General features: G+C 43.9%; 23 protein-coding genes and 1 tRNA gene. 15 read left to right on the forward strand and 9 right to left on the reverse strand.

The window, feature by feature from the left end; translation table 11 throughout:
- Positions 1–52 precede the first annotated feature (52 nt).
- Positions 53–1,447 carry a sugar transferase gene (locus HYN49_RS07095; protein ID WP_108903470.1) on the forward strand — a complete coding sequence of 465 codons (1,395 nt, stop codon included), beginning with the start codon at positions 53–55 and terminating at the stop codon, positions 1,445–1,447.
- Here the strand turns inward: HYN49_RS07095 and HYN49_RS07100 are convergent.
- Together HYN49_RS07100 and HYN49_RS07105 are read right to left on the reverse strand one after the other, a co-directional pair.
- Positions 1,427–2,563: an Lnb N-terminal periplasmic domain-containing protein gene (locus HYN49_RS07100; RefSeq protein ID WP_108903471.1), complete on the reverse strand. Its 1,137-nt coding sequence runs from the start codon at positions 2,561–2,563 to the stop codon at positions 1,427–1,429. The genes HYN49_RS07095 and HYN49_RS07100 overlap by 21 nt on opposite strands.
- Positions 2,564–2,579: 16 nt before the next feature.
- Positions 2,580–3,650, reverse strand: coding sequence for a putative type IX sorting system protein PorV2 (locus HYN49_RS07105; RefSeq protein ID WP_108904983.1), 1,071 nt, complete (start codon positions 3,648–3,650; stop codon positions 2,580–2,582).
- Positions 3,651–3,828: 178 nt separating this feature from the next.
- Between HYN49_RS07105 and HYN49_RS07110 the strand changes: the two genes are divergently transcribed.
- Together HYN49_RS07110 and HYN49_RS07115 are read left to right on the forward strand one after the other, a co-directional pair.
- On the forward strand, positions 3,829–4,551 hold the full coding sequence (locus HYN49_RS07110; protein WP_108903472.1) for a CDP-alcohol phosphatidyltransferase family protein: 723 nt from the start codon (positions 3,829–3,831) through the stop codon (positions 4,549–4,551).
- 9 nt (positions 4,552–4,560) lie between these two features.
- Entirely contained in the window at positions 4,561–5,406 is an 846-nt protein-coding gene (locus HYN49_RS07115; RefSeq protein ID WP_108903473.1) for a glycoside hydrolase family 25 protein, read from the forward strand.
- A 284-nt stretch (positions 5,407–5,690) separates the two neighbouring features.
- Here the strand turns inward: HYN49_RS07115 and lptB are convergent, their stop codons facing one another.
- The 4 genes from lptB to HYN49_RS07135 form a co-directional block, all read right to left on the reverse strand.
- Complete coding sequence (gene lptB / locus HYN49_RS07120) at positions 5,691–6,431, reverse strand: LPS export ABC transporter ATP-binding protein (RefSeq protein ID WP_108903474.1); 741 nt, start codon at positions 6,429–6,431, stop codon at positions 5,691–5,693.
- A 127-nt stretch (positions 6,432–6,558) separates the two neighbouring features.
- A complete protein-coding gene (locus HYN49_RS07125) occupies positions 6,559–6,909 on the reverse strand; it encodes a carboxymuconolactone decarboxylase family protein (RefSeq protein WP_108903475.1) in 351 nt (116 codons plus the stop codon).
- On the reverse strand, positions 6,890–7,717 hold the full coding sequence (gene tatC, locus HYN49_RS07130; protein ID WP_108903476.1) for a twin-arginine translocase subunit TatC: 828 nt from the start codon (positions 7,715–7,717) through the stop codon (positions 6,890–6,892). Before tatC ends, HYN49_RS07125 begins: the two co-directional genes overlap by 20 nt.
- Positions 7,717–8,682, reverse strand: coding sequence for a KpsF/GutQ family sugar-phosphate isomerase (locus HYN49_RS07135; protein WP_245892144.1), 966 nt, complete (start codon positions 8,680–8,682; stop codon positions 7,717–7,719). The genes tatC and HYN49_RS07135 overlap by 1 nt, the downstream gene beginning before the upstream one ends.
- Before the next feature lie 86 nt (positions 8,683–8,768).
- Between HYN49_RS07135 and recQ the strand changes: the two genes are divergently transcribed.
- On the forward strand, positions 8,769–10,964 hold the full coding sequence (gene recQ, locus HYN49_RS07140) for a DNA helicase RecQ (protein WP_108903477.1): 2,196 nt from the start codon (positions 8,769–8,771) through the stop codon (positions 10,962–10,964).
- A 40-nt stretch (positions 10,965–11,004) separates the two neighbouring features.
- On the opposite strand, the gene HYN49_RS07145 is transcribed toward recQ, so the two are convergent.
- The gene (locus HYN49_RS07145; protein ID WP_108903478.1) at positions 11,005–11,247 is read right to left on the reverse strand and encodes a hypothetical protein; all 243 of its coding nucleotides are present in this window, start codon (positions 11,245–11,247) and stop codon (positions 11,005–11,007) included.
- A gap of 167 nt (positions 11,248–11,414) precedes the next feature.
- Here HYN49_RS07145 and HYN49_RS07150 point away from each other — a divergent pair, with 167 nt between their 5' ends.
- The 11 genes from HYN49_RS07150 to HYN49_RS07200 all read left to right on the forward strand — a co-directional run bounded on the left by HYN49_RS07150 (position 11,415) and on the right by HYN49_RS07200 (position 21,980).
- The gene (locus tag HYN49_RS07150) at positions 11,415–12,479 is read left to right on the forward strand and encodes a DUF2891 domain-containing protein (RefSeq protein WP_108903479.1); all 1,065 of its coding nucleotides are present in this window, start codon (positions 11,415–11,417) and stop codon (positions 12,477–12,479) included.
- Positions 12,480–12,644: 165 nt separating this feature from the next.
- Complete coding sequence (locus HYN49_RS07155; protein ID WP_108903480.1) at positions 12,645–14,210, forward strand: NAD(P)/FAD-dependent oxidoreductase; 1,566 nt, start codon at positions 12,645–12,647, stop codon at positions 14,208–14,210.
- 66 nt (positions 14,211–14,276) lie between these two features.
- Entirely contained in the window at positions 14,277–15,461 is a 1,185-nt protein-coding gene (locus tag HYN49_RS07160; protein WP_108903481.1) for a Kazal-type serine protease inhibitor domain-containing protein, read from the forward strand.
- Positions 15,462–15,528: 67 nt separating this feature from the next.
- Entirely contained in the window at positions 15,529–16,053 is a 525-nt protein-coding gene (locus HYN49_RS07165) for an RNA polymerase sigma factor (protein WP_108903482.1), read from the forward strand.
- Positions 16,054–16,063: 10 nt separating this feature from the next.
- Complete coding sequence (locus HYN49_RS07170; protein ID WP_108903483.1) at positions 16,064–16,954, forward strand: FecR domain-containing protein; 891 nt, start codon at positions 16,064–16,066, stop codon at positions 16,952–16,954.
- Positions 16,947–19,226 (forward strand): TonB-dependent receptor plug domain-containing protein, encoded by a 2,280-nt coding sequence (locus tag HYN49_RS07175; protein ID WP_108903484.1) that lies wholly within the window; start codon positions 16,947–16,949, stop codon positions 19,224–19,226. Before HYN49_RS07170 ends, HYN49_RS07175 begins: the two co-directional genes overlap by 8 nt.
- A gap of 298 nt (positions 19,227–19,524) precedes the next feature.
- Positions 19,525–20,052 carry an isopentenyl-diphosphate Delta-isomerase gene (idi, locus tag HYN49_RS07180; protein WP_108904985.1) on the forward strand — a complete coding sequence of 176 codons (528 nt, stop codon included), beginning with the start codon at positions 19,525–19,527 and terminating at the stop codon, positions 20,050–20,052.
- 1 nt (position 20,053) lies between these two features.
- On the forward strand, positions 20,054–20,464 hold the full coding sequence (locus HYN49_RS07185; protein ID WP_108903485.1) for a 6-pyruvoyl trahydropterin synthase family protein: 411 nt from the start codon (positions 20,054–20,056) through the stop codon (positions 20,462–20,464).
- Positions 20,465–20,534: 70 nt separating this feature from the next.
- Entirely contained in the window at positions 20,535–21,503 is a 969-nt protein-coding gene (locus tag HYN49_RS07190) for a type I phosphomannose isomerase catalytic subunit (protein WP_108903486.1), read from the forward strand.
- A 55-nt stretch (positions 21,504–21,558) separates the two neighbouring features.
- Entirely contained in the window at positions 21,559–21,825 is a 267-nt protein-coding gene (locus tag HYN49_RS07195) for a hypothetical protein (protein WP_108903487.1), read from the forward strand.
- A 78-nt stretch (positions 21,826–21,903) separates the two neighbouring features.
- Positions 21,904–21,980 (forward strand) — tRNA-Thr (locus HYN49_RS07200).
- Positions 21,981–22,079: 99 nt separating this feature from the next.
- On the opposite strand, the gene HYN49_RS07205 is transcribed toward HYN49_RS07200, so the two are convergent.
- Positions 22,080–22,799, reverse strand: coding sequence for a DUF4369 domain-containing protein (locus HYN49_RS07205; RefSeq protein ID WP_108903488.1), 720 nt, complete (start codon positions 22,797–22,799; stop codon positions 22,080–22,082).
- A 146-nt stretch (positions 22,800–22,945) separates the two neighbouring features.
- Positions 22,946–24,505 (reverse strand): M61 family metallopeptidase, encoded by a 1,560-nt coding sequence (locus HYN49_RS07210; RefSeq protein ID WP_245892145.1) that lies wholly within the window; start codon positions 24,503–24,505, stop codon positions 22,946–22,948.
- Positions 24,506–24,553: the final 48 nt, after the last annotated feature.

Raw genomic sequence — 24,553 nt, forward strand, 5'->3', positions numbered from 1 at the left:
ATTCGTCCGAAAAGGTTAAATTGCGGCATATTCGTTTTTAATTTTCCAACAAATGCGATCCGGTAAAGAAATACACTTTGAAATTTCGGAAAGAAAAATTCTTCTTCGCCTTTTTGATGTGCTGTCCATCGTTTTTTCGCTGTATGTGGTGGATTATTTATTCAATTTCAAATACTTTGATTTCTCGGCACAGAATTTCTACTGGATTGTAGTACTCGGGATATATATCAATGTGTTCGGGACAGTTTTCGAAATGTACAACCTCCAGGTCGCCAGTAACCAGCTCCAGGTATTGCGCAGCATTGTACTCACTTCCTGCATTACGTCATTATTTTATCTGCTGACACCCGTTTTCACGCCTTTCCTGCCATTGAACAGGTTGCAGATCTTATATTTTTTCCTCGCCATTTTCTGCGGATTGCTTTTTTGGAGGATATTTTACCAGGCTTTTCTGGCCTCCTACCGGTTTGAGAAAAAAGTGCTGCTGATATGCGACCGTGAACAGGTCGAGGAATTGGTCACAGGCCTCGAAAATATCGACCCACATTACCGCATCATCGCTTACCTGAATTCGGATTCCCATGAAAATGATACTTTCAGGTATGACTATGTGACCAACCTTAGGATTGAGGAGCTTGACGATTTCGTGAAAGCAAATTCCGTTTCAGAAATCGTAATCGCTTCCCAGAAAACTGACGGCATGACCGTGCCACTCTACAATAAGCTGCTGTACATGCTCGAAAGCGGATTTACCATCAGGGAATATACACAGGTATATGAAACCATTACGCAGCGCATTCCGATTCAGCATTTCGATAAGGATTTCTACCGCTATTTTCCTTTCAGCCGCAACAACCAAAATAAACTGTATCTTTTAGTCGTCCGGGCTCTGGAAATCACTCTGGCACTCGTCGGCATCTGTATCGGTGTGCTGTTATTGCCATTCATCTGGATCGGTAATTTCATTGGAAACAAAGGGAAATTGTTTTACCTCCAGACCAGGGTTGGTAAAAACGGCCTCCCGTTCGTGATTTATAAATTACGTACGATGGTAAAAAATGCTGAGCAGGACGGCGCTGTATTTGCAACCAATAACGACCATCGCGTGACGCCTTTCGGGAAGTTCTTAAGGAAAGCGCGCATTGATGAGATTCCGCAATTTATCAATATCCTAAAAGGCGATATGGGTTTTATAGGGCCGCGTCCCGAACGCCCTGTATTTGTGCAGGAATTGGCCGAAGTGATGCCCTTTTATGAAACACGCCACGTCATTAAGCCAGGTTTGACGGGCTGGGCACAGGTCAATTATGCGTATGGGGAAACCATGGCGGACAGCCTTATCAAACTGCAATATGATTTGTATTACATCAAGCACAGGAGTGTTTTCCTGGATCTTAATATCCTGATCAAGACCTTCAGTACGGTGTTATTTTACCGCGGGCAGTAATTTCATCTGCTGCTTAAGCAATCTTAAAAGCAATACCGCATTGGCCAGGATCATTGGAAGGAACATCCACAATTGTACTTTATTCAAAAGGAACATAAGATACACCGCCAGCATCGCAAGGCATACATAAATCGATTGTATGGCCCGTTTTGTTTTTTGCCTCATTACCAAAGCAACCGTAAACAGCAATAGCGGGTTGAAAAGGAAAATGTTGTAATTCCACGTCAATTCATGATGAAGTGAATATATTCCAGCCGAAATCAGGAAAAGCCCAAGCAACGCCTGGAACGTTAAAAACGTCAGCGTAATGATTTTCCGGTTTACCAAAACGATCAGCAGCAGCAAGCCAATCAGGCTCCAGATGCTGTTCCAGAATGAAAAACCGTTTGCTTCAAGGGATGGTTTATTGATTGTTTTTACGCCATGGGTCAAAGGCTGGGAACCGTTTTTGGTTTTGCTGATGCTTTCCAGTAATTGCAGCGGCAGGAACACCTTATAGAAATCTGCATCAGTCCTTGCACCAAACATAATATTGATCCCAAGGTTTTCGTAAAACTGATTTTGCACATAACCATAAATAATCCGGCGGTTGCTTTCTTTAGAACCTTTTACGTCCAATGATAATTTTCCGTCAATATTGGCATTGATGCGGTCAGCGACTTTCGTGGTGCAATTCCGGTCGATAAATTTATACGTATAATATTTATCAGCAGACGATAACGACGCTACAAGCTCATTGAATATTTTCTGTTTCTGCGGCTGCGTAAGGTTCAATTCCTGCTCATACACCCCGCGGTTTTCATAAATATATTGCTGGCAGAAATCGGCAAACGTACTGGTCACGATAAAATACTGCAGGTCGCCTTTGGTGAATTTTAAATAGAAATTCGGCGTACTGAAATCGAACGCACCATAATTAAAAACCACATCAATATTGTTCACGGGATCGTCAACCCGAATGGCGGTATGCCCGAAAAGCGAATACAATTCATTGCCCGTGTCACAAGTCAATACACTGATTTTGGCATTTGCTGACAAAGACCCTGATTGTGGAAAAACGGCGGCCGGAAGTAAAATCAGCAATAAGAAATAAAGAATGGTATTGTTCCGAAGCATTTGTTTTGCTGTTTAATTACCTGCTGAAGATCGATAAATCCACTTTTAATGAAAACACATTCGAATATAAAGCGGCGCTCTGGTCGCCTAAATCCGTCAATGCATAATCCACCTGGATGCCACGGTATTTGAAGCCAAGCCCAATATTTGGCTGGAAACCGACTTTCTTAGAACCGTCAATCTGTTCGATATTCTGGAAATTCCCGACACCTGCGCGGAGGAAAACCAGATCATTATAACCATATTCAAAACCCAGCGCCGGATCAATGCTCAATCCCTGCGTGGAAATTATATCGTTGGTCTGCTCAAAACGCATGTTCAGGTTCCCCGAAGCCAGTAAGCTGGTGTCGTTATGGAATTCAAACTTTTTAGACATTCCCAGTTGTGCTTTTGGCAGCGTGATTTCGGAATTTTCAGGCAATTCCTGGTTTTGTCCGGGAATGGCGCCAGAGATTTTAGCGAATTCATCTTCATCAATCGCCCAGACATTATAAGTAGTGGTAATGTCGCGCACCATCAACCCGAATTTCCAGTCGTTCCTTTCAAATTGCAATCCGACATCAAAACCAAATCCCCACGAACTTGCAAATTTCCCGATGACACGGCGGATCACTTTCGCATTCACGCCATATTGAAATCCCGGAACCTTCAATTTTCGTGCGTAAGAAAGCGTCAATCCATAATCAGCCGCCGAGAACAGGCTGATGCGGTTGTAATCGATGTTGCCTTCGGCATCAATCAATTGCGTCGTATTCAGGATATCATCCACCCCGAAACGGATCAGCGAAATGCCCCAGGCACTGCGGTCGTCGATATTTTTTGCGTAAGCGGCATAATCATATTGGGCAATATTGGCAAAATAACTGGCATGCATCAGTGCAGCCTGCTGGCCTTCTACCGAAATCAGCCCAGCCGGGTTCCAATACCCGGAATTCACATCGCCGGTGCTGGCCACAACGGCATTCGACATTCCCAAAGCGGCTGCATCAACACCGATATTCATAAACTCATTGGAATATTTCCTGACTGCCTGTGCGTTAGTGAAAGAAAATGTGAGCAGTAAAAAGGAAATAAGAAATTTTTTCAAAGCGATTTTTTTAACAGGCACAGCCTGAAATTTTTTTGTCAAAAATATAAATTTTTTACGCAGCATCGGGCAGAAGCACCCTAAATATCAGCCTTGCGCAAAACATCCGGTAAAACTCTATTCAAAAACGTATCGGGGGTAAAGTTATTGTACTAAATTTGTTTTCAAAATTTTGAAGATGAACATCAAATCCCACGTTCCGAATACGATTACATTAGGAAATCTTTTCTGCGGATGCATCGCAACCGTTTATGCCTTCCAGGATACGGCGACACATCCGGATCATTTTGAAATGGCATTCCTGTTCGTCGGGTTGGGTATTTTCCTTGATTTTTTTGACGGTTTTTTTGCCCGGCTTTTTAAAGTCTCCAGTCCGCTGGGGCTGCAGCTGGATTCACTTGCCGATATGGTTACCAGTGGTGTAACACCGGGGGTAACGATGTTTTTCCTGCTGCGCAATGCCTCCGGGATGCCTGAAGATTCGCTGTTTCCGTATTTGGGATTCCTGATCACTTTAGGCTCCTGCTACCGCCTGGCAAATTTCAATATCGATACGCGCCAGACCGATTCATTCATCGGGATGCCGACGCCCGGGAATGCCCTGTTCATCCTGAGCCTTCCGTTGGTAAAGTTGGGGGATTCGATGGTGTTGCTGGAATTACTGACCAACCACTGGGTACTGCTGGGGATTACTTTGTTCAGTACTTTTATTATGAATGCCGAGATTCCGCTCTTTTCACTGAAATTCAAGAAAATGACTATAAAGGACAACCTGCTCCAGATTTCATTTTTACTGCTATCACTGCTGATGCTGGTTTTCTATACTTATTTAGGTATCCCGCTGATTATCCTTACGTATGTCTTCCTTTCGATATTGAATAATAAACTCCGGAAAGTGTAGTTTTTTTTCATGATGAGAAAAACCGTTTCCCGAAGCAGGACTTCCAGAAAAAGCAAATCCAAAGCCTGGAAACCGTGGTTATCGGGGCTCGTAATTATACTGTTGCTGATGGCGATCGCTTACCATTACCGGGAAGGATTGGCTTATTATTTCAGTTTCAAGTCCCACGTGAATGACAAGCAGGAAAAGGAAGCACGTCGCGTTTCAATGATCCGTAATGTCGAGATCATGAGCCGTTACAGCGGAAATGTCCTGGGGATTGATGTGTCCGAATACCAGGGGGAGATTGTGTGGGATCAGGTCGGTACCATTGAAAATAATTTCCCGATCGGGTTTGTGCTGGTCAGGGCCACAGCTGGCGATGACCGCGCCGACAATACTTTTTCCGAAAACTGGAAAGCCGCGAAAGCCCATCATTTCATCCGGGGAGCCTACCATTATTACCGCCCTGACGAAAATTCGCTCGTGCAGGCGAAGCTTTTCATTCAGACCGTACAACTCAGGCGTGGCGATTTGCCGCCGGTCCTGGATATTGAAAAACTGCCGAAAGGGCAATCCATCGACAGCCTTAAAGTAGGTTTGAGGCGGTGGCTGCGTAAGATTGAAGGCCATTATGGCGTAAAACCAATCATTTATTCAGGGGAGAAATATTACAACGACTTCCTGAAAGACGCTTTTCATGGCTACAAATTCTGGATCGCAAACTACAATTTCTTTGAAGAGAAGATAAAAAAAGACTGGCTGTTCTGGCAATTTACAGAAAAAGCCGCGGCAGATGGCATTGAAGGCTATGTGGATGTGAATGTGTTTAACGGAAATGCGGTGCAGCTTGATTTTGTGCGGATAGGGATGTAAAATATCCCAGATTCCCGGAATGTATTGTCCGTAGATGGCGGTTGGCATTCCGAAGCCTGTTTCCTGCCGTACGAAGCCCGGGTCACGTTTTCCGAAGGTTATTTTTTGTTCTCCGAAGCTGGTTTTTCTACAGTCCGCAAATCATATCAGGCATTCCGTTAACCTAAATGGATTCTCAGAAGCCTGTAACACGCCGTCCGAAGACCACAACAGGTCGTCCGAAGACCACAACAGGCGTATTCATTGGACTTCGGACCGCATCACCTGACAAACAGAAACCTTAATCAGAATTCCAGTTTCTTCTTGCGAAGCTCGAAGTTCTGCCCAAGGTACACACGGCGCACGATTTCGTCCTGTACCAGTTCTTCAGGGACACCGGCTTTCAGGATGCCGCCTTCGAACATTAAGTATGTCTTATCGGTAATCGCCAGGGTTTCCTGTACGTTATGGTCTGTAATGAGGATGCCGATGTTCTTGTTTTTAAGTTTGGCTACGATGCGCTGGATGTCTTCAACGGCTACCGGGTCGACTCCGGCGAAAGGTTCGTCGAGCAGGATGAATTTTGGGTCGGTGGCCAAAGCGCGCGCAATTTCAGTACGGCGTCTTTCCCCGCCGGAAAGCAGGTCGCCGCGGTTCGTGCGGATGTGTTGGAGGCTGAATTCGTCAATCAGTGATTCCATTTTCGCTTCCTGTTCCGCTTTTGAAAGATTTGTAAGCTGCAACACGCTCAGGATATTGTCTTCAATGCTTAATTTACGAAAAACAGAGGCTTCCTGCGCAAGGTATCCGATGCCGTTTTGCGCCCTTTTATACATCGGGTAATTGGTGATGTCGGTATTGTCGAGGTATATGTTGCCGCTGTTTGGCTTGACAAGCCCTACGATCATGTAAAAAGACGTGGTTTTTCCGGCACCGTTCGGGCCCAGTAAACCGACGATTTCCCCTTGGTTCACTTCTACGGAAATGCCTTTTACTACGCTTCGTTTTTTATAGGTCTTGACTAAATTTTCGGCTCTTAATTTCATCTTGTAGTGCCTAAGTGCCTGAGTGCCTTAGTGCCTTTAATTTTATGAGTGCAAATAAACGAAATGTATTTATTTGATTTTTACTTTTAACGTCAATTTTGCGTTTAGGACTGCCTGCTGCAACTGCCTACTGTGCACTTTCTTCGAGCGCTTCCCAAAACTCATAGGCCCGCCTCAGATGAGGAATCACGATTGTCCCGCCAACGAGTGTGGCGATGCCCATGGCTTCCATCATTTCCTCTTTGGTAACGCCTTCCTTATGGCTTGTCTCGAGGTGGTATTTGATGCAGTCGTCGCAGCGAAGCACGGTGGATGCTACCAACCCGAGCAGTTCTTTTGTCTTTACATCCAGAGCACCTTCTGCGTAAGCGTTGGTGTCAAGGTTAAAGATGCGCTTGATGACTTTATTATTGTCGGACAATAACTTCTCGTTCATTTTTGAACGGTACTCATTGAATTCATTTACTAAGTGGCTCATTTTTCAGTCTTTTTTTGGTAAGCCTGTCGGCGATGAATATGCTGATTTCATACAGCAGTAAAATGGGGATGGAAACGATCACCTGGCTCGGGATGTCCGGCGGGGTAACGATTGCTGCAATAATTAGGATGATGACGATGGCGATTTTTCGATACTTCCTAAGGAAATCGCCTGTCACGATGCCGAATTTGGCCAGGAAGTAAATGATAATAGGGATTTCAAACACGATGCCTGAAGCAATCACCGACATCTTGATCATCGACATATAGGAATCGACCGTGAATTTATTTTCAATGAAATCAGTGGCGATAAATGTCCCGAAGAAGTTTACCGAAAGCGGGATGATGATAAAATATCCAAACAAAGCGCCGGTAAAAAAAAGCAGAGACGATACAATTACGAATGATGCTGCACCCTTGCGTTCCTTTTCATACAGTGCCGGGCTGATGAATTTCCAGACCTCCCAAAGGATATAAGGCACTGCAAGTACGAATCCGGTAGTGATGCAGGTCCATAAAAAGATGGAAAACTGGCCGCCCACATCGGTATTGATGATCTCAAAATCGAAACTGGTCGAACAGGCGGTGGTCGCATCCAGTTCCAGCCATTGGATTAGTTGGCAATACCATTGGTACACAATAAAATCAGGATTTGATGGCCCGAAAATCACTGTGTTGAATATAAAATCGATGAAGAAATAAGAAGCCGAAGCCAGCACAAGGATGGCTACCGTACTTCGGATCAGCATCCACCTCAAATCCTCAAGATGGTCCATAAAGGACATCTGTTCTTTATTTTTTTTAGCCATTATACAATTCCTTCTTTTAAGATGTCATGCAAATGGATAATGCCTTTATAATCGTCATGATCGCAAACGACAAGCTGCGTTATCGAAAAATCCTCCATGATATTCAGGGCATCCATTGCCATATCTGTAGTTTTGATAATCTTAGGATTTTTGGTCATGATGTCTCTGGCTGTAAGGCCTGCAATCGTATCGGTATTGTTCAGCATACGTCGGATATCCCCGTCAGTAATGATTCCGATGACTTTATTATCTTCAATGACCGCCGTCACGCCAAGCCTCTTTTCGGAGATTTCAAAAATCACTTTCTTGACCGGTGCATCCGGGGTTACCATTGGTTTGTGGCTGTCTTCGAGCATGTCATTTACACGTAATAAAAGTTTTTTGCCCAAAGCGCCCCCGGGATGGTATTTTGCAAAATCCCCACTTTTGAAATCGCGCAGTTCCATCAGGCAGACGGCAATGGCATCGCCCATCACCAATTGCGCGGTAGTACTGTTTGTCGGGGCCAGGTTGATAGGGTCCGCTTCTGATTCGACAGTAGTATTAAGTATGAAATCGGCGCCTTTTGCCAAAAACGAGTTAATATTTCCCGTCATCGCAATTAAAGTATTGCCAAAGCGTTTGAGTATCGGTACCAACACCTTGATTTCAGGGCTGTTCCCGCTTTTTGAAATGCAGATTACAACATCACCTGGCTGCACCATCCCAAGATCCCCATGAATAGCTTCAGAGGCATGCAGGAACATCGATGGCGTGCCGGTCGAATTCATCGTAGCAACGATTTTCTGGGCAATGATGGCACTCTTGCCGATTCCGGTTACAATGAGACGGCCTTCAGCGTGGTAAATCAATTCAACGGCTTTTGAAAAGTGGTCTGTAAGTAAACCTGCGAGCTGTGCTATGGCCTGGCTTTCAGAGAGAATCGTTCGGCGGGCGACAGTAAGTATATCGTGGTCTTTTGTCAAAACAGAAATAGTATAAAGTTTGTAAGGTTTAAAGAAAGTTCCTATCTTTAGATTTGCAAATTTACGTAAATTCCCTTAAGTAAAGAATGAATTCAGACGAAATCGATATCTACAAAGAATTAAAAAAGTATTTTGGTTTCAGCCAGTTTAAAGGCTTGCAGGAAAGGGTCATCAGCAGCATTATTGCAGGGCACAACACCTTTGTAATCATGCCGACAGGTGGCGGCAAGTCGCTTTGTTATCAATTGCCGGCACTTATAAAAGAGGGTACCGCGATTGTAGTTTCCCCGCTTATCGCACTCATGAAAAACCAGGTTGATGCCATCCGCAGCCTTTCTTCGGAAAATGGCGTGGCGCATGTTTTGAATTCATCCCTTACCAAAACGGAAATTACCCAGGTCAAAAAAGACATTACGTCCGGATTGACAAAATTGCTTTACGTGGCGCCGGAATCGCTTACAAAAGAAGAATATGTGACGTTCCTGAAGAGCGTGCCGATCTCATTTGTGGCCATCGACGAGGCGCATTGCATCTCGGAATGGGGTCATGATTTCCGCCCTGAATACAGGAACCTGCGTCATATTATCCGTCAATTGGGCGATGTCCCGATTATCGGCTTAACCGCTACCGCCACGCCGAAAGTACAGGAAGACATCCTGAAAAACCTCGATATGACGAATGCCAACACGTTCAAGGCTTCGTTCAACCGCCCGAACCTTTTTTATGAGGTACGGCCAAAAACCAAGAATGTCGAAGCAGACATCATCCGTTTCATTAAACAGAATAAAGGCAAATCCGGCATCATTTATTGCTTAAGCCGTAAAAAAGTGGAAGCCATTGCCGATGTACTGAAAGTCAACGGCATCAGCGCCGTTCCTTATCATGCAGGGCTTGATGCCAAAACCCGCGCCCGCCACCAGGACATGTTCCTGATGGAAGACGTGGAAGTGGTCGTGGCCACCATCGCATTCGGGATGGGAATTGATAAACCCGATGTCCGTTTCGTGATCCACCACGACATCCCGAAATCGCTTGAAAGCTATTACCAGGAAACCGGCCGCGCAGGGCGTGACGGCGGTGAAGGGCATTGTATTGCTTATTATTCTTATAAGGATGTGGAGAAACTGGAAAAATTCATGTCCGGAAAGCCAGTCGCTGAGCAGGAAATCGGTTTTGCGTTGCTGCAGGAAGTAGTCGCTTACGCAGAAACCTCGATGTCGCGCCGCAAATTCCTGCTGCATTACTTCGGTGAGGATTTTGACAGCGAAATCGGCGAAGGTGCCGATATGGATGACAATGTCCGCAATCCGAAAAGCAAAGTCGAAGCCAAAGAACAGGTCATCCAATTGCTTAAAGTCGTTCGCGATACCAAGCATTTATACAAATCAAAAGAAGTCATCTTTACGCTGATCGGGAAAATCAACGCCGTAATCAAGGCACATAAAACCGATACGCAGAGTTTCTTCGGCTCCGGCGAGACTTTCGATGAACGCTACTGGATGGCGCTGATCCGACAGGTATTGGTGGAAGGGCTTCTGTCAAAAGATATTGAAACTTATGGTATTTTAAAAATTACAGAAAAAGGCCTTGATTACCTTGACAATCCTCAGTCGTTTATGATGTCCGAAGACCATGAATACAGTGAGGCAGAGGACGATGCGATTGTCACTGCAGCCAAATCATCCGGAACCGCTGACGAGGCGCTGATGGGCATGCTGCGTGAACTCCGCAAAAAAGTGGCAAAAAAACTCGGTGTGCCGCCGTTTGTAGTATTCCAGGATCCTTCGTTGGAGGATATGGCGCTGAAATATCCCGTAACACTGGATGAACTTGGAAATGTTCACGGTGTAGGAGAAGGAAAAGCCAAAAAATACGGAAAGGATTTTATTGAACTCATCAACCGTTATGTTGAAGAAAATGACATCACCCGTCCTGACGACCTTGTGGTTAAATCAACTGGTGCGAATTCTGTCAACAAATTATACATCATCCAGAATATCGACCGCAAGCTGCCATTGGACGATATTGCTGCCTCAAAAGGCCTTACGATGGATGCCTTATTGAAAGAAATGGAGCAAATCGTGTATTCCGGAACCAAACTCAACATCAAATACTGGGTTGATGAAATGCTTGACGACGAACAACAGGAAGAAATCCACGATTACTTTATGGAATCTGAAAGCGATGGGATTGAAGATGCCCTAAAGGAATTCGACGGTGACTATGATATTGATGAACTGCGCTTGATGCGGATCAAGTTTATCAGCGAAGTAGCGAATTAGTTTGCAGTCGCAGTTTTCATTTTGCAGTGGCTGCCGACTGTTACTGCCCACTGAACACTTCTCCCCGGTGCGGTTTCAATGCATCCCTTACCGCAATCATATTTTCGTCAGTGACCACCATAAACGCGATGGCATGCATTTCCCCGAAAGTGTCAAAGCCTGTGAGGTTCAACGGGAGTTTTTCAGCGATAATATATTCCTTAAGATGGATTTCATGGTGCTCCGCTGTTTTTGCTGAGGCTGGTCCGCGGAAATCCCAGATGAGTTTTATTTGTCGTGACATTTTTGAGGGTTCAGGTATAAGGTTCAGGGTTTAGCTTGCATTTTGTACATTTTAAAGCAAAGATATAGATTAAGCCTTAGGTTGTAGTTATCCCATATAATCAAATTCCCTGCGCCCCGCACCTTGTATCCTGCACCTATTTTCTTATTTTTGAGAAAACTTCATTGATGAAAAATATCAGTCTTCTTTTATTGCTAATCATTCCTTCTTTTCTGATTTCGCAGGAACTAACTTTGCAGCAAGCGAATCACCTGGCGACCTTGCCAATCAAATGCCTGCAGCAGGAGTATCCGAATAAATTAGGGCAAATGCTGATCGATTCCACAGAAATCCAATCGCCTAAACAACTGCATCCTGCGTTTTACGGCTGTTTTGACTGGCATTCCTCGGTACATGGACATTGGAGCCTGGTATACCTTCTGAAAAAATTTCCGGCATTGGACAAAAGGGAGGAAATCATCCGAAAACTGCAAATCAACCTTTCCAAAGAAAATATCCAAAAGGAACTGGCATACCTTTCCAAAAACCATGAAAAATCATTTGAACGCACTTATGGCTGGAATTGGGTGCTGAAACTGCAACTCGAACTCGACACATTCAACGCGCCATTTGCAAAAGAAATGGCCGCAAACTTAAAGCCATTGTCTGATTTAATTGTCGAAAGATATATCGAATTCCTGCCGAAATTATTGTATCCGATACGGATGGGAATGCACCCTAATACTGGCTTTGGACTCACATTCGCCTGGGATTATGCCGTCCATACCAACAATGAAGTTTTTAAGAAAAGCATCCGAGAAAATGCCATCCGGTTATTTCAAAATGACACGGGCTGCCCGTTTAACTGGGAACCCAGCGGGACAGATTTCCTTTCGCCCTGCCTTGAAGAAATGGCAATTATGCAGCGTGTGATGCCTGAAAAGGATTTCCTGGCATGGCTACATAAATTCGCGCCGCAGCTCTTCAATAAAAAATTCGATTGGGAACCTGCAAAGGTTTCCGACCGTACCGACGGGCACCTTGTACACCTGGATGGGCTCAACTTCAGCCGCGCGTGGAACCTCTATCATTTGATCCGCCAGTACCCGAAACAGTTTTCGCATCTCAAAGCATTGGCAGATAAACATTTTCAATTCTCACTCCCCTCGGTTGTCGATGGCAATTATGAAGGCGAACATTGGCTGGCAACTTTTGCGCTGCACGCGTTTGAGGAAAAAGAAAATGGATTTTAGGGCGAACGGCCGGGCTGTACACTATATCTTTTTCAAACCCTTCGGGATTTGAAAAAGGATGCCGCTTCCATCCCTGTCGCAGTATCAGTCCAATCTAATAAGTCGGCACCTGCTGCCCACTGCAACTGCCCACTGCGACTGAAAATAATTCCCTAAATTTGCCCCATGCCAAAAGAACTCCTCATACAGGTTTCCCCTGAGATTGCTGCAAATCAACTGTTATTGCTTGACCATGTGGCGAAACTCATTTGTACATCGGTCCCGGAAATACAGCATATATCCATACTAAAACGCTCGATTGATGCCCGGCAGAAAGCCATCAAGATTAATCTTAAAATCAATATTTTTTTTCAGGGTGAGGATTTTGCGGAAGAAATACCTCAAATGCCCGGCTATCCTAATGTATCTAATGCAAAAGAGGTGATCGTAGTGGGTGCAGGGCCTGCCGGATTATTCGCAGCTTTGCAGCTGATCGAGCTTGGGTTAAAACCTATAGTCATTGAGCGTGGTAAAGACGTACGCGGCCGCCGCCGTGACCTCAAGGCCATTAATCGCGATCATATCGTCAACGAAGACAGCAATTATTGTTTTGGCGAAGGCGGTGCAGGGACCTATTCCGATGGGAAATTATATACCCGTTCCAAAAAGCGCGGCGACGTAGACAGGATTTTGCGATTGCTTGTCGCTTTTGGCGCTTCCGCAGATATACTCGTCGAAGCACATCCGCATATCGGGACCAATAAATTACCGCAAATCATCAGCGACATCCGTGACAAAATCATCGAATGTGGCGGTACAGTCCTTTTTGAAACCAGACTGACCGATATCATTATAAAACATAACGAAGTCCAGGGAATCATTACACAAAATGGCGACAAAATTACTGCTGACAAAATCATCCTTGCCACTGGTCATTCTGCCCGCGATATTTTCGAATTGCTCGACAGGAAAAAAATCCTGATTGAGGCAAAGCCTTTTGCATTGGGCGTAAGAGCGGAACATCCGCAGGAACTCATCGATAAAATCCAGTACAGTTGCGATTACCGCGGAGCATTCCTGCCGCCTGCGCCCTATTCAATTGTAAAACAAGTGAACGGACGCGGCATGTATTCCTTCTGCATGTGCCCGGGTGGTGTCATTGCACCCTGCGCCACGAGTCAGGGCGAAGTGGTTACCAATGGCTGGTCACCATCAAAAAGGGATCAGGCCACGGCGAATTCAGGGATTGTCATCGAATTGAAACTGGAAGATTTTAAGCCATTCGCTAAGTTCGGAGCGCTGGCCGGAATGGAATTTCAGAAAAACATTGAACAAAAAGCGTGGCAGTCGGCGGGGCAAACACAGAAAGTGCCTGCACAGCGGATGGTCGATTTCTCACAGCGGAAAATTTCTTCTGACATCCCAAAAACTTCTTATGTTCCGGGAACGACTTCAACGGAGCTCGGTGATGTTTTCCCGGGATTCCTGACACAGACATTACGTGAAGGCTTTGTTGAATTCGGCAAATCCATGAAAGGCTACTTTACGAATGATGCCATATTGCACGCACCAGAATCGCGAACGTCTTCGCCCGTCAGGATTCCGCGCGATCCGGAAACACTCGAACATTTGCAGATAAAAGGGCTTTATCCGTGTGCTGAAGGTGCAGGCTATGCGGGAGGGATTATTTCTGCAGCAATCGACGGCGAGAAATGCGCTTTGAAGATTGGAGCAGTGTTAAAAGGATTGTAAGGAAAAAAAAAGTAGGGTGTTCGGTTTTTGAGTTGTCTAAGACTTAAACTCTTAAAAAAAATTGTTATGAAAAAGATTAAATTATTATTCCTCTTCCTCAGTGTAGCAGCACTGGCACTTACTTCCTGCGCAGATGAAAGCCCGGTGAACAATCCGGTAAACACTGATGCGAGTATTTCGTTAAGGACCACGCTGAAACAAATCAAGAAAACGATCGGCACTGCCGGAAGGGATGGCAGCGGTGACCAGGCACTGTGTTTTAATTTCGTTTACCCGATTACGCTATCCTACAATAACGGAACTGTTATTGAAGTCAATTCCTACGACGGCCTTATCGCATTGCTCGAAGCTGAAACCGAGAATTTTTACCTTGAAGGCATACAGTTCCCTTTCCAGGTGCAGGAGGAAATGACCATTACGACGATCAACAATGAAGATGAGTTCATGGCACTGGTGCAATCCTGCGGTTTTGATACGATTGATGAGGAAATTTATGTGTTCGATTGTTATGATATCGTATACCCTTTTTCAGTGATTAATCAGGATAATGAAACAATCACTATACACAATGAAAGCGAGCTGTATAGTTTCTTTGCATCGCCAACTTCGAATTCAGATGATTATATCGTAGATTTCGTTTACCCGATTTCGCTTACTGCAAATGGCCAGACCTATGAGGTAAATAACCTATATGAACTGTTCGAACTTTTTGACGAGTGTGAAGGAAATACTGATTGTATCTGTCCTGCCGATTACAACCCCGTATGTGTCAATGATGGGTTTGGCAATACGATCACTTACAGTAACGCCTGCCACGCGGCCTGCGACGGTTATACTGAAGCGGATTTTGTAGATTGTGGTACGAATAATAATTGCGGCTGCCCTGAAAACTTCGATCCTGTATGCGTCAACGACGGATTGGGTGGCGTGAGGACTTTCGGGAATTCCTGCCTTGCAGCCTGCGCCGGTTATAACGAAGCTGATTTTATTGATTGCGGCATCGTGTCGCCAGACAATTTCGGCGGCCTGCTCGGGACATGTTTCCAGATGAGTTATCCGCTTCAGGTGGAATACCAGGGCGCTTTGGTTACCGTAAATAATGATGGGGAGTTGCTCCAGTATTATTTCCCAAGCGAGTCTGCATTGCCTGATTTCCACTACCCGGTACAGGTGATGGATACGCCGGTGAGCTCGATTACGATTTCAAGCGCCATGCAGTTTTCACAATTTATCAGCACGCATTGTAACTAATATAAACCGATTCCGGTAGCTATTGCCACATGTTTTTCACGACATGTGGTAATGCTTTTTTAAACCGATGGATATAAATACAGACAATCACGGGGTTTTATGTGAACCGGCTGCTTTCCGGCGGGTTTTTGATGCCCATTATAAAATGCTGAGGAATTTCCTGGTTTTCAGGTACCGGGATGCTGACCTGGCCGATGATGTCGCGCAGAATGCTTTCGTGAAATTATGGGAAAATTGCAGCATATTGAAGAACGAGCAGGCGAAAAGCTTTTTGTTTACAACAGCCATCAGGCTTTCGCTGAACCAGATTAAACATAAGAAAGTCGTCAGTAATTTCCAGGTAAATTTTGTGCCAAAAACAGCCGACGGCGAATCACCGCAATTCCTGATGGAGGAAACAGAGTTCAAAAATAAACTCGAAAATGCCATAAGCAACCTGCCCGACAGGCAACGTGAGGTGTTCCTGTTGAATCGTTTTGAAAACCAATCGTATACAGAAATCGCGGAAACATTGGGATTATCTGTAAAAGCCATCGAAAAGCGGATGCACCAGGCGTTAATCACCTTGCGGAAGACAACAACTAATATTTGAAATTATCGTTATGGAAAACCACGAAACCTACTTAGCCGAATGGTTTGAAGACCGAATGACAGATGCCGAACTGCAACAGATCATTTCAAAGGAAGAATTCCTGTATTACCAGAAAATAAAAAATGTGTTGTCCGGTTATCATCTGGAAACCCCCGGAGTGGAAACCCATTTTCAATCGATTAAGGAAAAACTTCAGGCTGTTCCAGAAAATAAAACCCGGGTCATTCCGTTGTGGAAGTACCTTTCTGCGGCGGCGTCAGTGCTTATTCTTATTGCGATTGGTTTTTATGCGTTTGACGATAACACGGTTGCTACGGGCTTCGGACAGCAGCAAAGCGTGACGCTTGCGGACCATTCTACAGTACGGATTGCCGCAAAATCATCGTTGTCATATTCCAATTTGTTTCAGTACAGCCGCAATTTGTGCCTGAAGGGCGAAGCTTATTTTGAAGTCGCCAAAGGCAGTAAATTTACCGTGAATACATCGCTTGGAAAAGTGGTTGTTTTAGGGACAAAATTCAATGTCATTGCTTCCGGATCCTATTTTGAAGTGCATTGCGATGAAGGCATGGTCAGCGTAACTTCGGGAAGTGGTACTGTGGTTTTAAAGCCGGGGAGAAGCGTGAGTTTTTACAAAGATAAATTTACCGAATGGAACCAGGAAACTAAGTCTGTGACAGATGAAAGCAGTTTCTTCAAAACACCGGCTGAAGTGGTCTTCGGGAAAATTAAAAATCAATACGGCATTAAGATCAATTATCCGGAAAGTGTTAAAAACATCGGCTTTACAGGAGCGATTTCCCATACCGACCTCAATAAAGCGATGCAGTCAATATGCCTGCCGCTGGGTTTAAAATACAAAGCATCGCGCCCTGATACAATAGAAGTGACCAATGAATAGGATTTTATTTGCGTGTCTTTTCCTTCTTTCGAATGCCGTTTTTTCCCAATCAAAAGCATTTGAATGTGAGCTGATGCCATTGGCAAAAGCCATCATTAAGATCGAAAAGGAATTTGATGTCAAATATTCCTACGCCGACAGTTTAATAGCCGATAAACGGTTTTTATTACTGAAAAAACAGTACAGCATTGAGGGTATTAACCTTGAAATTGAAATCCAGGCAAAACTTCAGGCGAAGAAAATCAGCGACAGGTATTATGCGCTGGTTTCAATTGATGAAAACAATAGGCTGATTCCGTTGAATGAAGTGGTTATCGGGTCATTTTTGATCAATGGCGTGAGTAAATACAACCAGCGTTTTGTATTGTTGCCACAAAAGTCTGAAGTCCTTGCAGGCGTCACAGATTCCGATGTTTTGTTGTCATTACAGCAATTGCCAGGCGTAAAAAGCCCCAATGAAACCGTTACCGGTATGTATGTACGCGGCGGCACCCAGGACCAGAACCTTATGCTGCTTGATGGCATCAGGCTTTACCATCCGGGGCATTTGTTTGGGATGATTTCGGGCATTAATCCGAATATCGTAAAAAGTGTGAGCTTTTACAACAAGGCCACCCCCGCGAACTATGGCGAACGGGCATCGAGTGTCATCGATATCGAAACGTCGGGCAAACTGGAGCAGCAAGCCACAATAAATGCAGGCGTGAATGCGCTCAATGCAGATTGTTTTATGCAGGTTCCAATTATAAAAAACAAACTGGATGTACAGGTTTCCGGCAGGAAATCCTTTACGGAATTGTGGCGCAGCACGACTTTCAACCAATTGGCCAATAAGGTGTTCCAAAACACGGATTTCAAATCTTTCAACGACAGTAATACATTCCAGTTTTATGATTATTTGGCGAAAATTATTTTTAAGCCCTCGGATAAATCCACGATTACAATTACGGGCTTGTCCATCAACAACGACCTGAATTACAAATATAAAATCACCGCCGACAGTACCTCCAGCCAGCAGATGAGCATTTTGGATGATGGTTACAGCGTCAATTGGCACCATCAGTTTTCAGACCGGTTTTCTCAGAAGTTTTCAGCTTATTATTCGGTGTATGATTTCCGGTACTCGAAAAAGAAGGAAAATGACACCACTCAGGATTACGAAGTGTTTAAAAAATTGAACAGGATTGTAAATTCGGGCGCTGAAATCAGCTTCCATTCACTCATAAACCAAAAAATGCAGCTCGATTACGGCTACCAGGTTTCAGGAAATGACGTGTCACATTTGTTTAATACTTACAATCAGGATGTCGGTATTGATCTGAACCAACGGAAGCTTTTCAATGTATTGCATGCCGTGTATCTCAGCCATGATTATGCATTGCAGCGTTGGCGTTTCCAGACTGGTTTACGGTATAATTATTTCAGTAAAACTGAAATGCATACTTTCGAGCCGCGGCTTTTCATCCAAAATAAGATTACTGAGGCCCTGGTGTTGCAGTTTTCCTATGAAAGGAAAAACCAGTTTATGAGCCAGGCACGCGAGAACAGCATCAATGACCTGAGTCTCGAGAATTATGTCTGGGTTTTGTCGGATAATGAAAAATACCCAATCCAGAAAGCGAACCAGTTTTCGGCGGGATTTATTTATAAGGAAAATAATTGGCTGCTCGATGTTGATGGTTATTATAAAACCATCAATGGCATCACCGGGCTCAACTTTGGTTTTTTCAACCAAAATGACCAAGCGACATCCAAAGGGCAGGGTTTTACAAAAGGCGCTGAGGTTTTTGTACAGAAGAAAGCGAAAGATTGGCGCACTTCGGTCACTTATTCATTTCAGGATTCGCAAAATAAATTTGAAGGACTTCACGCCGGGCGTTATTTTACGGCAAACAGCAATATTGCGCATGCGGTAAATGTGAACCTCAATAAAAAATGGAAACAATTTTCGGCGGCTTTGGGCTGGTTTTGGCACACCGGAAAGCCCTATAGCTACATCAATGAACGCGGTATGATTGAATCCTTCAATGAAAACAACCTGCCCGTATACCATAGGATGGATGTGTCGTGCGAATACACATTTTCATCGGGCAAAATCAAGTTTAGGACCGGTTTTTCAATATATAACCTTTACAACAGGAAAAGCATTATCAGCCGTGAATATGAGCGGCAGTTTGTAAGTGTGGGCGATTTGGCGAATGAGCGTTATAAACGGAATGATTATTATTCCCTTGGTATTACACCGAATGTATTTTTCAGGATTGTCATTTAAAATGGCTGTGCAAATACTTTGGGTTCACTTTTAACAATTGGTGTGGATTTTACGTAAAGCGATGTTTGGCGAAAATCGTATTTTAGTTTCGGGGAAAGGGCGCTTGCATCCCTAAGGAATTAATTTTTTCTTCTGTTGCGTAAATTACACAGCATTTGTTAAAGTTTTCATTTCACATACAACACCGATTAAAACACTTGTAAAAGTAAATTCTATTTTGGCATTTAATTTTGTATAATACATTTAAAGCCATTTGAAGCCATGAGTTTTTCGTATTTTTGGGAGCAATATGAACGCCATGATAGAAGAAAAGGTAATTTTGGTCGATAGAAACGACAACCAGATTGGATTAATGCCCAAACTGGAAGCACATGAAAAAGCGCTGTTACATCGCGCATTCTCAATTTTTATACTCAATGACAACAAGGAAATCATGCTGCAGCAGCGCGCTGCAAACAAATACCATTCTCCATTGTTGTGGACCAACACCTGCTGCAGCCACCAGCGTGAGGGCGAAACCAATATTGAAGCAGGCACGCGCCGTTTGTTTGACGAAATGGGCTTCCGTACAGAATTAAAGGAATTATTCCATTTTATCTACAAAGCGCCTTTTGATAATGGCCTTACAGAGCATGAGCTCGACCATGTCATGATTGGATGGTACAACGGTGAACCGGAATTAAATACAGAGGAAGCCGAAGATTGGAAATGGATGTCTGTTGAAGACATCAAAGCAGATATGGCCAAACATCCTGAAATTTACACGGTTTGGTTCCGTATTATTTTTGACGAATTTTACCATTACCTCGAAGAACACACCTTGTAATATGAAAGCAACCATTTCGAGAAAAGCCCACTTTAATGCTGCGCACCGTTTATACCGCAGCGATTGGAGCGATGCCAAAAACAATGCCGTTTTCGGTAAATGCAACAACCCGAATTTCCACGGGCACAATTATGAGCTCATCGTAAGCGTAACCGGAAATATTGATCCGGAAACCGGGTATGTTATGGATATCAAGGAATTGAGCACGATGATTTCCGAAGAAGTGGAAGAGGCTTTCGACCATAAAAACCTGAATCTTGATGTGCCTGATTTTAGTAATTTGAACCCTACAGCGGAAAATATTTCGGTGGTTATCTGGAATAAGCTCCGGCGCAGGATCACGCGTGAATTTTCTCTCGAAATCGTGTTGTATGAAACCCCACGCAATTTTGTCACGTATCGCGGCGAATAGGAATCCTACAATAAATCGGCAAAATTGTAACACGCTGATGATATCCAAAATACAGAAATTTGCAATAAAAATGAAACCAAGCCTATATCCGATGCAATTTGAACCCATCCTGAAGGAACGGATCTGGGGGGGGCGAAAACTGAAAACATTGCTTCATAAGCCAATTACATCCGAAATTACCGGCGAAAGCTGGGAATTATCCACGGTGAAAGGCGACATCAGCATTGTTGCAAACGGTGAATACAAGGGAAAACCCTTAACCGAAGTGATTGCATCAGCACCTCAGGAAATATTGGGAATGGGAGTCCATAAACGTTTTGGTAATGAATTCCCGCTGCTTTTCAAATACCTCGATGCGCGTGAAGACTTGTCGATCCAGGTACATCCCAACGACGAATTGGCAAAGAAACGTCACAACTCTTTCGGGAAAACTGAGATGTGGTACGTGATGCAGGCCGATCCGGATTCACGGATCATTGTCGGATTTAAGGGAAAATCAAGTCCACAGCAATATCTGGACAGCCTTAAAGACAAAAGTATCGTGTCTTTGCTTGATACGATAAAGGCGAAACCCGGAGATGTATTTTTTCTGGAAACGGGAACAGTGCATGCCATCGGTGCCGGTTTGGTCATTGCCGAAATCCAGCAGACTTCAGACATCACATACCGGATTTATGACTTTGAACGCAAGGATGCCAGCGGGAACCCCCGTCAACTGCATGTTGAGGAAGCTTTGGAAGCCATTAATTACAATCCGGTGGATGCGCAAAAACATTATTCAAAAATTACGAATGAATCCAATACTTTGGTGGATTGCCAGTATTTTACGACCAATCTCATTCCGCTAGAGGGGAAGAAGGAAATACATCAGGATGGAAATTCTTTCCGGGTTTTTATGTGTACGCAAGGGAATTTCTCTTTGGCTACCGGAAGGAAAAAATTTGAATACAAGACAGGGGATACCGTGCTGGTCCCGGCAGGATTAACGGATTACGCGCTTGAAGGAACAGCTTCGGTATTGGAAATTTATATTTCTTAGGCTAATCCAAAGATATTGCGTAATTTTGCGCAGAATTTTAAAAAACAATTTCAAGATGGCAAATGTTAGGAATTTAAAGAAAGACATCAATTACGTTTTAGGTGATATTATCGAAGCGGTTTACCTTTTCGAAATGTCGACTACTGGAAAGCCGACAGAGCAAACCAATGCAATCATCGATGAGGCTTTGGCTTCTTTTGACAGCCTGATTGCTAAAGTCAATGCTAAAAAAACAGGAAATACCAAAGCACATTTCAAGCAAATCAGCACTGAATTGGAACAATCTGCTACTCAGCTTATTGCTAAAATCAACGCATTATAATTACTTTTTTCGGTAAAATTTGCCACTTTTTTTTTGGTAATTAGAAAATCAAAATTATATTTGCACCGTTAATAAGCCGCCGGTGTAGCTCAGTTGGCTAGAGCAGCTGATTTGTAATCAGCAGGTCGTGGGTTCGAGTCCCTCTATCGGCTCCAAAAACCATCACTTTATGTGGTGGTTTTTTTTGCTATAATTTTGCATAAAAAAACCATCCTTTTTAGGGATGGTCTTGTTTTTTACAAGCGGAATATTAATTATTGCTGCTCTGCCTTTTTTCTTTCGTTATAGTATTGCGTTAGTTTTTTTCCGTAGTAAGAATTGGCTACTTTCGGTGTCAGGGCTTTGCGGATCCTGTCCAGCAACACCACCGTCGCATTTTCGTTGATTTCAGAAAGCACAATATAGGGCGCTATCTCATGGTCTTTATTGTTCAGGGCGAATTGTGCGGCATAAAGGTATTTGCGTTTCAGGACATAATCCTGTACACGGGCAATACTGTCTGCATTCACAGCTACTTTAGCGTGCTGTTTTCTCAAAAGCAATTCGGTGATATCGAGATTCTGGGACGTAAAGCGGTCATTCACTTTTTTATAGTCGTCGAGCAGCTGCTGGTTTTTGGAACCGGTGATTTTGGCCTGGGCATAAAATTGCTCCAGTGTTGTTTCGATGTTCATTTTTCCCGCTTCCGCAAAAAACGGTAGCCTGTCATCAATCGAATTGGTCTTGCCGCGGTCAAGGACGATATAATACATTTCAGGCGATTTGATGTCGAGCCAGCTTTCAAAATGGGAATCGCCGTCAATTTTAATCGTATCGACCGATACGAATGAGGAGTCGCCAAGCCTTGTAATGTACAACGTCCCTTTTTTCAGGCCTTCGATATTTCCGGTGAGGTGCAGGTTTCCTTTTGGTTTTTCCTTTTGGCAGGAGAGGAGCAACAGGCAAACAGCCATGGCGCCGAGTATTTTCTTCATCAATCTTAATTTATTTTATTCCTTTTACCGCTTTGGCTCAGGGTTCGCAAAATAATAAAAAAATCCCCAAATTTCGGTAGAAATCGGGGATAGATATTCTTGATTTATTTACTGTCTACAGCGAAGTGTTTACAAAAGTGCAGCGCCTATTTCTTAAGCCACGCATCTTTCAGTGCTGTTTTAGCAGTATCTGTAAACTCATAATCCACAACACCCATTTTTGCAAAGTAATCCGCATAAGGAATCGGCTTGCTTCCGGAAACATAGGTTTTCAGGAAATCGCCCACTTCGGGATACGTCAGCGCAGTGATTTTTGCAAACAATTCCGAATCGTCAAAAGCCTTGTTTACACCATATTCCTTTGAAAGACGCTGCATCAGATCCAATATTCCGCGTTCGCCGTTGCTTTTCTCACGGATGATGATATCGATGCACATTCCAATTAATGCACCTTTTTCATAAACGTTTAAATATTGGTCTTTGTAAGGCTTTACAAGCACATTGGCACTCATTTCGGTGAATGGCATTGTGTCGTTCATACGCGATGCATTGCGTACTTTTTCTTTCATCCTTCCGAAAAATTCCTTTTCCGTAATCAATCCCTGGTTTATCTGGAAAAGGTTTGCAAAATATTCGGTTACGCCTTCGTACATCCACAAATGCTCGGACATTTTCGGGTCATTGTAATCAAAATCCTGGATTTGCCTGGCATGAATCGTCAGTGGCGTCACGATGTGGAAAAATTCGTGTGAAACGACATCCTTCATTTGTTCGGCCATTTGTTTTTTAGGCAATAACTCGGGCATTACAACAGTAGTGGCAGTCGGATGTTCCAAAGCTCCAAAACCTTTCGCATCTTTTTTTCGCAAATCTGAAAGATATAAGAGGACCGTATACTTTTTAGTGCTGTTGAAGTTTCCGAGGAAATTTTTCTGTGCCGTCATCATCGTTTTCATGTCGGGCGTAATCATTTCAGCGGTGTATTTCCCGCTTGGCGAGTACACGCTGATCAGGATGTCCATCCCGTTAATGTTGAACGTGGTGTAATCGGGCTTGGAATACATGATCGGGTTTTCCACCAATTCCGCATAACGTGACGTTTTAAAAACATCTTTGATATCACTTTTATCCGCATCGGTCATAGATGTCGCGCCCCATAAGGTCGCGGGATGTGCGATAGTCAATGTATATGGCGTATTGAGGAATTCCTTGAAATACCCGACAAAACCGTGGGTGTTCAGCAGGAAATTATTGCCTTCATTGATGTTCGTTCCCGCTGGCGAAAAAATATCATGCGTGTATTCCACATCAAAAGTATCGTTGACCCAATAGGTGATTTTGGCAAGTTGAGGCGCATTGTTGATTTTCCAGAAATTATCGCCCTCATGCACTACGGAAAGCTCATTTCCTTTGCTGTCAAAAGCCTTGAGATCATCTACGAATTTGCCATAATTGTCTGTAGAGTAGGTTCCCGGAACCGTTCTCGGGATGCAGTAAGTAATGCTTTCCGATATTGTTTTCGGAGGTGTCAACGTCACCATGAGTTTGTCATCCTTAACAACATTCAGGTCCATGTCGACCTTTACATTTGCGGGCATTGACGCTACCGGCTTTGGTGTGGCTGCTTTTTTTGATTTTTTTTGCGCTTCCGCAGAAAAACCCGTGAGCAGTAATATTGAAACAAAAACCGTAAGTAATTTTCTCATCTTCCGTTAAATTTTTTGATAAGTCAAACTTACGGCGGTTCTGTTACA

Source organism: Flavobacterium pallidum (assembly GCF_003097535.1).
In the GTDB taxonomy this organism is placed as follows: Bacteria; Bacteroidota; Bacteroidia; order Flavobacteriales; family Flavobacteriaceae; genus Flavobacterium; species Flavobacterium pallidum.

Bases quoted from the DNA above. Each gene is read 5' to 3' on its own strand.
- HYN49_RS07095 (WP_108903470.1), top strand. From the start codon at position 53: ATGCGATCCGGTAAAGAAATACACTTTGAAATTTCGGAAAGAAAAATT.
- HYN49_RS07100 (WP_108903471.1), bottom strand. From the start codon at position 2,563: ATGCTTCGGAACAATACCATTCTTTATTTCTTATTGCTGATTTTACTT.
- HYN49_RS07110 (WP_108903472.1), top strand. From the start codon at position 3,829: ATGAACATCAAATCCCACGTTCCGAATACGATTACATTAGGAAATCTT.
- HYN49_RS07115 (WP_108903473.1), top strand. From the start codon at position 4,561: ATGATGAGAAAAACCGTTTCCCGAAGCAGGACTTCCAGAAAAAGCAAA.
- lptB (WP_108903474.1), bottom strand. From the start codon at position 6,431: ATGAAATTAAGAGCCGAAAATTTAGTCAAGACCTATAAAAAACGAAGC.
- HYN49_RS07125 (WP_108903475.1), bottom strand. From the start codon at position 6,909: ATGAGCCACTTAGTAAATGAATTCAATGAGTACCGTTCAAAAATGAAC.
- tatC (WP_108903476.1), bottom strand. From the start codon at position 7,717: ATGGCTAAAAAAAATAAAGAACAGATGTCCTTTATGGACCATCTTGAG.
- recQ (WP_108903477.1), top strand. From the start codon at position 8,769: ATGAATTCAGACGAAATCGATATCTACAAAGAATTAAAAAAGTATTTT.
- HYN49_RS07145 (WP_108903478.1), bottom strand. From the start codon at position 11,247: ATGTCACGACAAATAAAACTCATCTGGGATTTCCGCGGACCAGCCTCA.
- HYN49_RS07150 (WP_108903479.1), top strand. From the start codon at position 11,415: ATGAAAAATATCAGTCTTCTTTTATTGCTAATCATTCCTTCTTTTCTG.
- HYN49_RS07155 (WP_108903480.1), top strand. From the start codon at position 12,645: ATGCCAAAAGAACTCCTCATACAGGTTTCCCCTGAGATTGCTGCAAAT.
- HYN49_RS07160 (WP_108903481.1), top strand. From the start codon at position 14,277: ATGAAAAAGATTAAATTATTATTCCTCTTCCTCAGTGTAGCAGCACTG.
- HYN49_RS07165 (WP_108903482.1), top strand. From the start codon at position 15,529: ATGGATATAAATACAGACAATCACGGGGTTTTATGTGAACCGGCTGCT.
- HYN49_RS07170 (WP_108903483.1), top strand. From the start codon at position 16,064: ATGGAAAACCACGAAACCTACTTAGCCGAATGGTTTGAAGACCGAATG.
- HYN49_RS07175 (WP_108903484.1), top strand. From the start codon at position 16,947: ATGAATAGGATTTTATTTGCGTGTCTTTTCCTTCTTTCGAATGCCGTT.
- idi (WP_108904985.1), top strand. From the start codon at position 19,525: ATGATAGAAGAAAAGGTAATTTTGGTCGATAGAAACGACAACCAGATT.
- HYN49_RS07185 (WP_108903485.1), top strand. From the start codon at position 20,054: ATGAAAGCAACCATTTCGAGAAAAGCCCACTTTAATGCTGCGCACCGT.
- HYN49_RS07190 (WP_108903486.1), top strand. From the start codon at position 20,535: ATGAAACCAAGCCTATATCCGATGCAATTTGAACCCATCCTGAAGGAA.
- HYN49_RS07195 (WP_108903487.1), top strand. From the start codon at position 21,559: ATGGCAAATGTTAGGAATTTAAAGAAAGACATCAATTACGTTTTAGGT.
- HYN49_RS07205 (WP_108903488.1), bottom strand. From the start codon at position 22,799: ATGAAGAAAATACTCGGCGCCATGGCTGTTTGCCTGTTGCTCCTCTCC.
- HYN49_RS07210 (WP_245892145.1), bottom strand. From the start codon at position 24,505: ATGAGAAAATTACTTACGGTTTTTGTTTCAATATTACTGCTCACGGGT.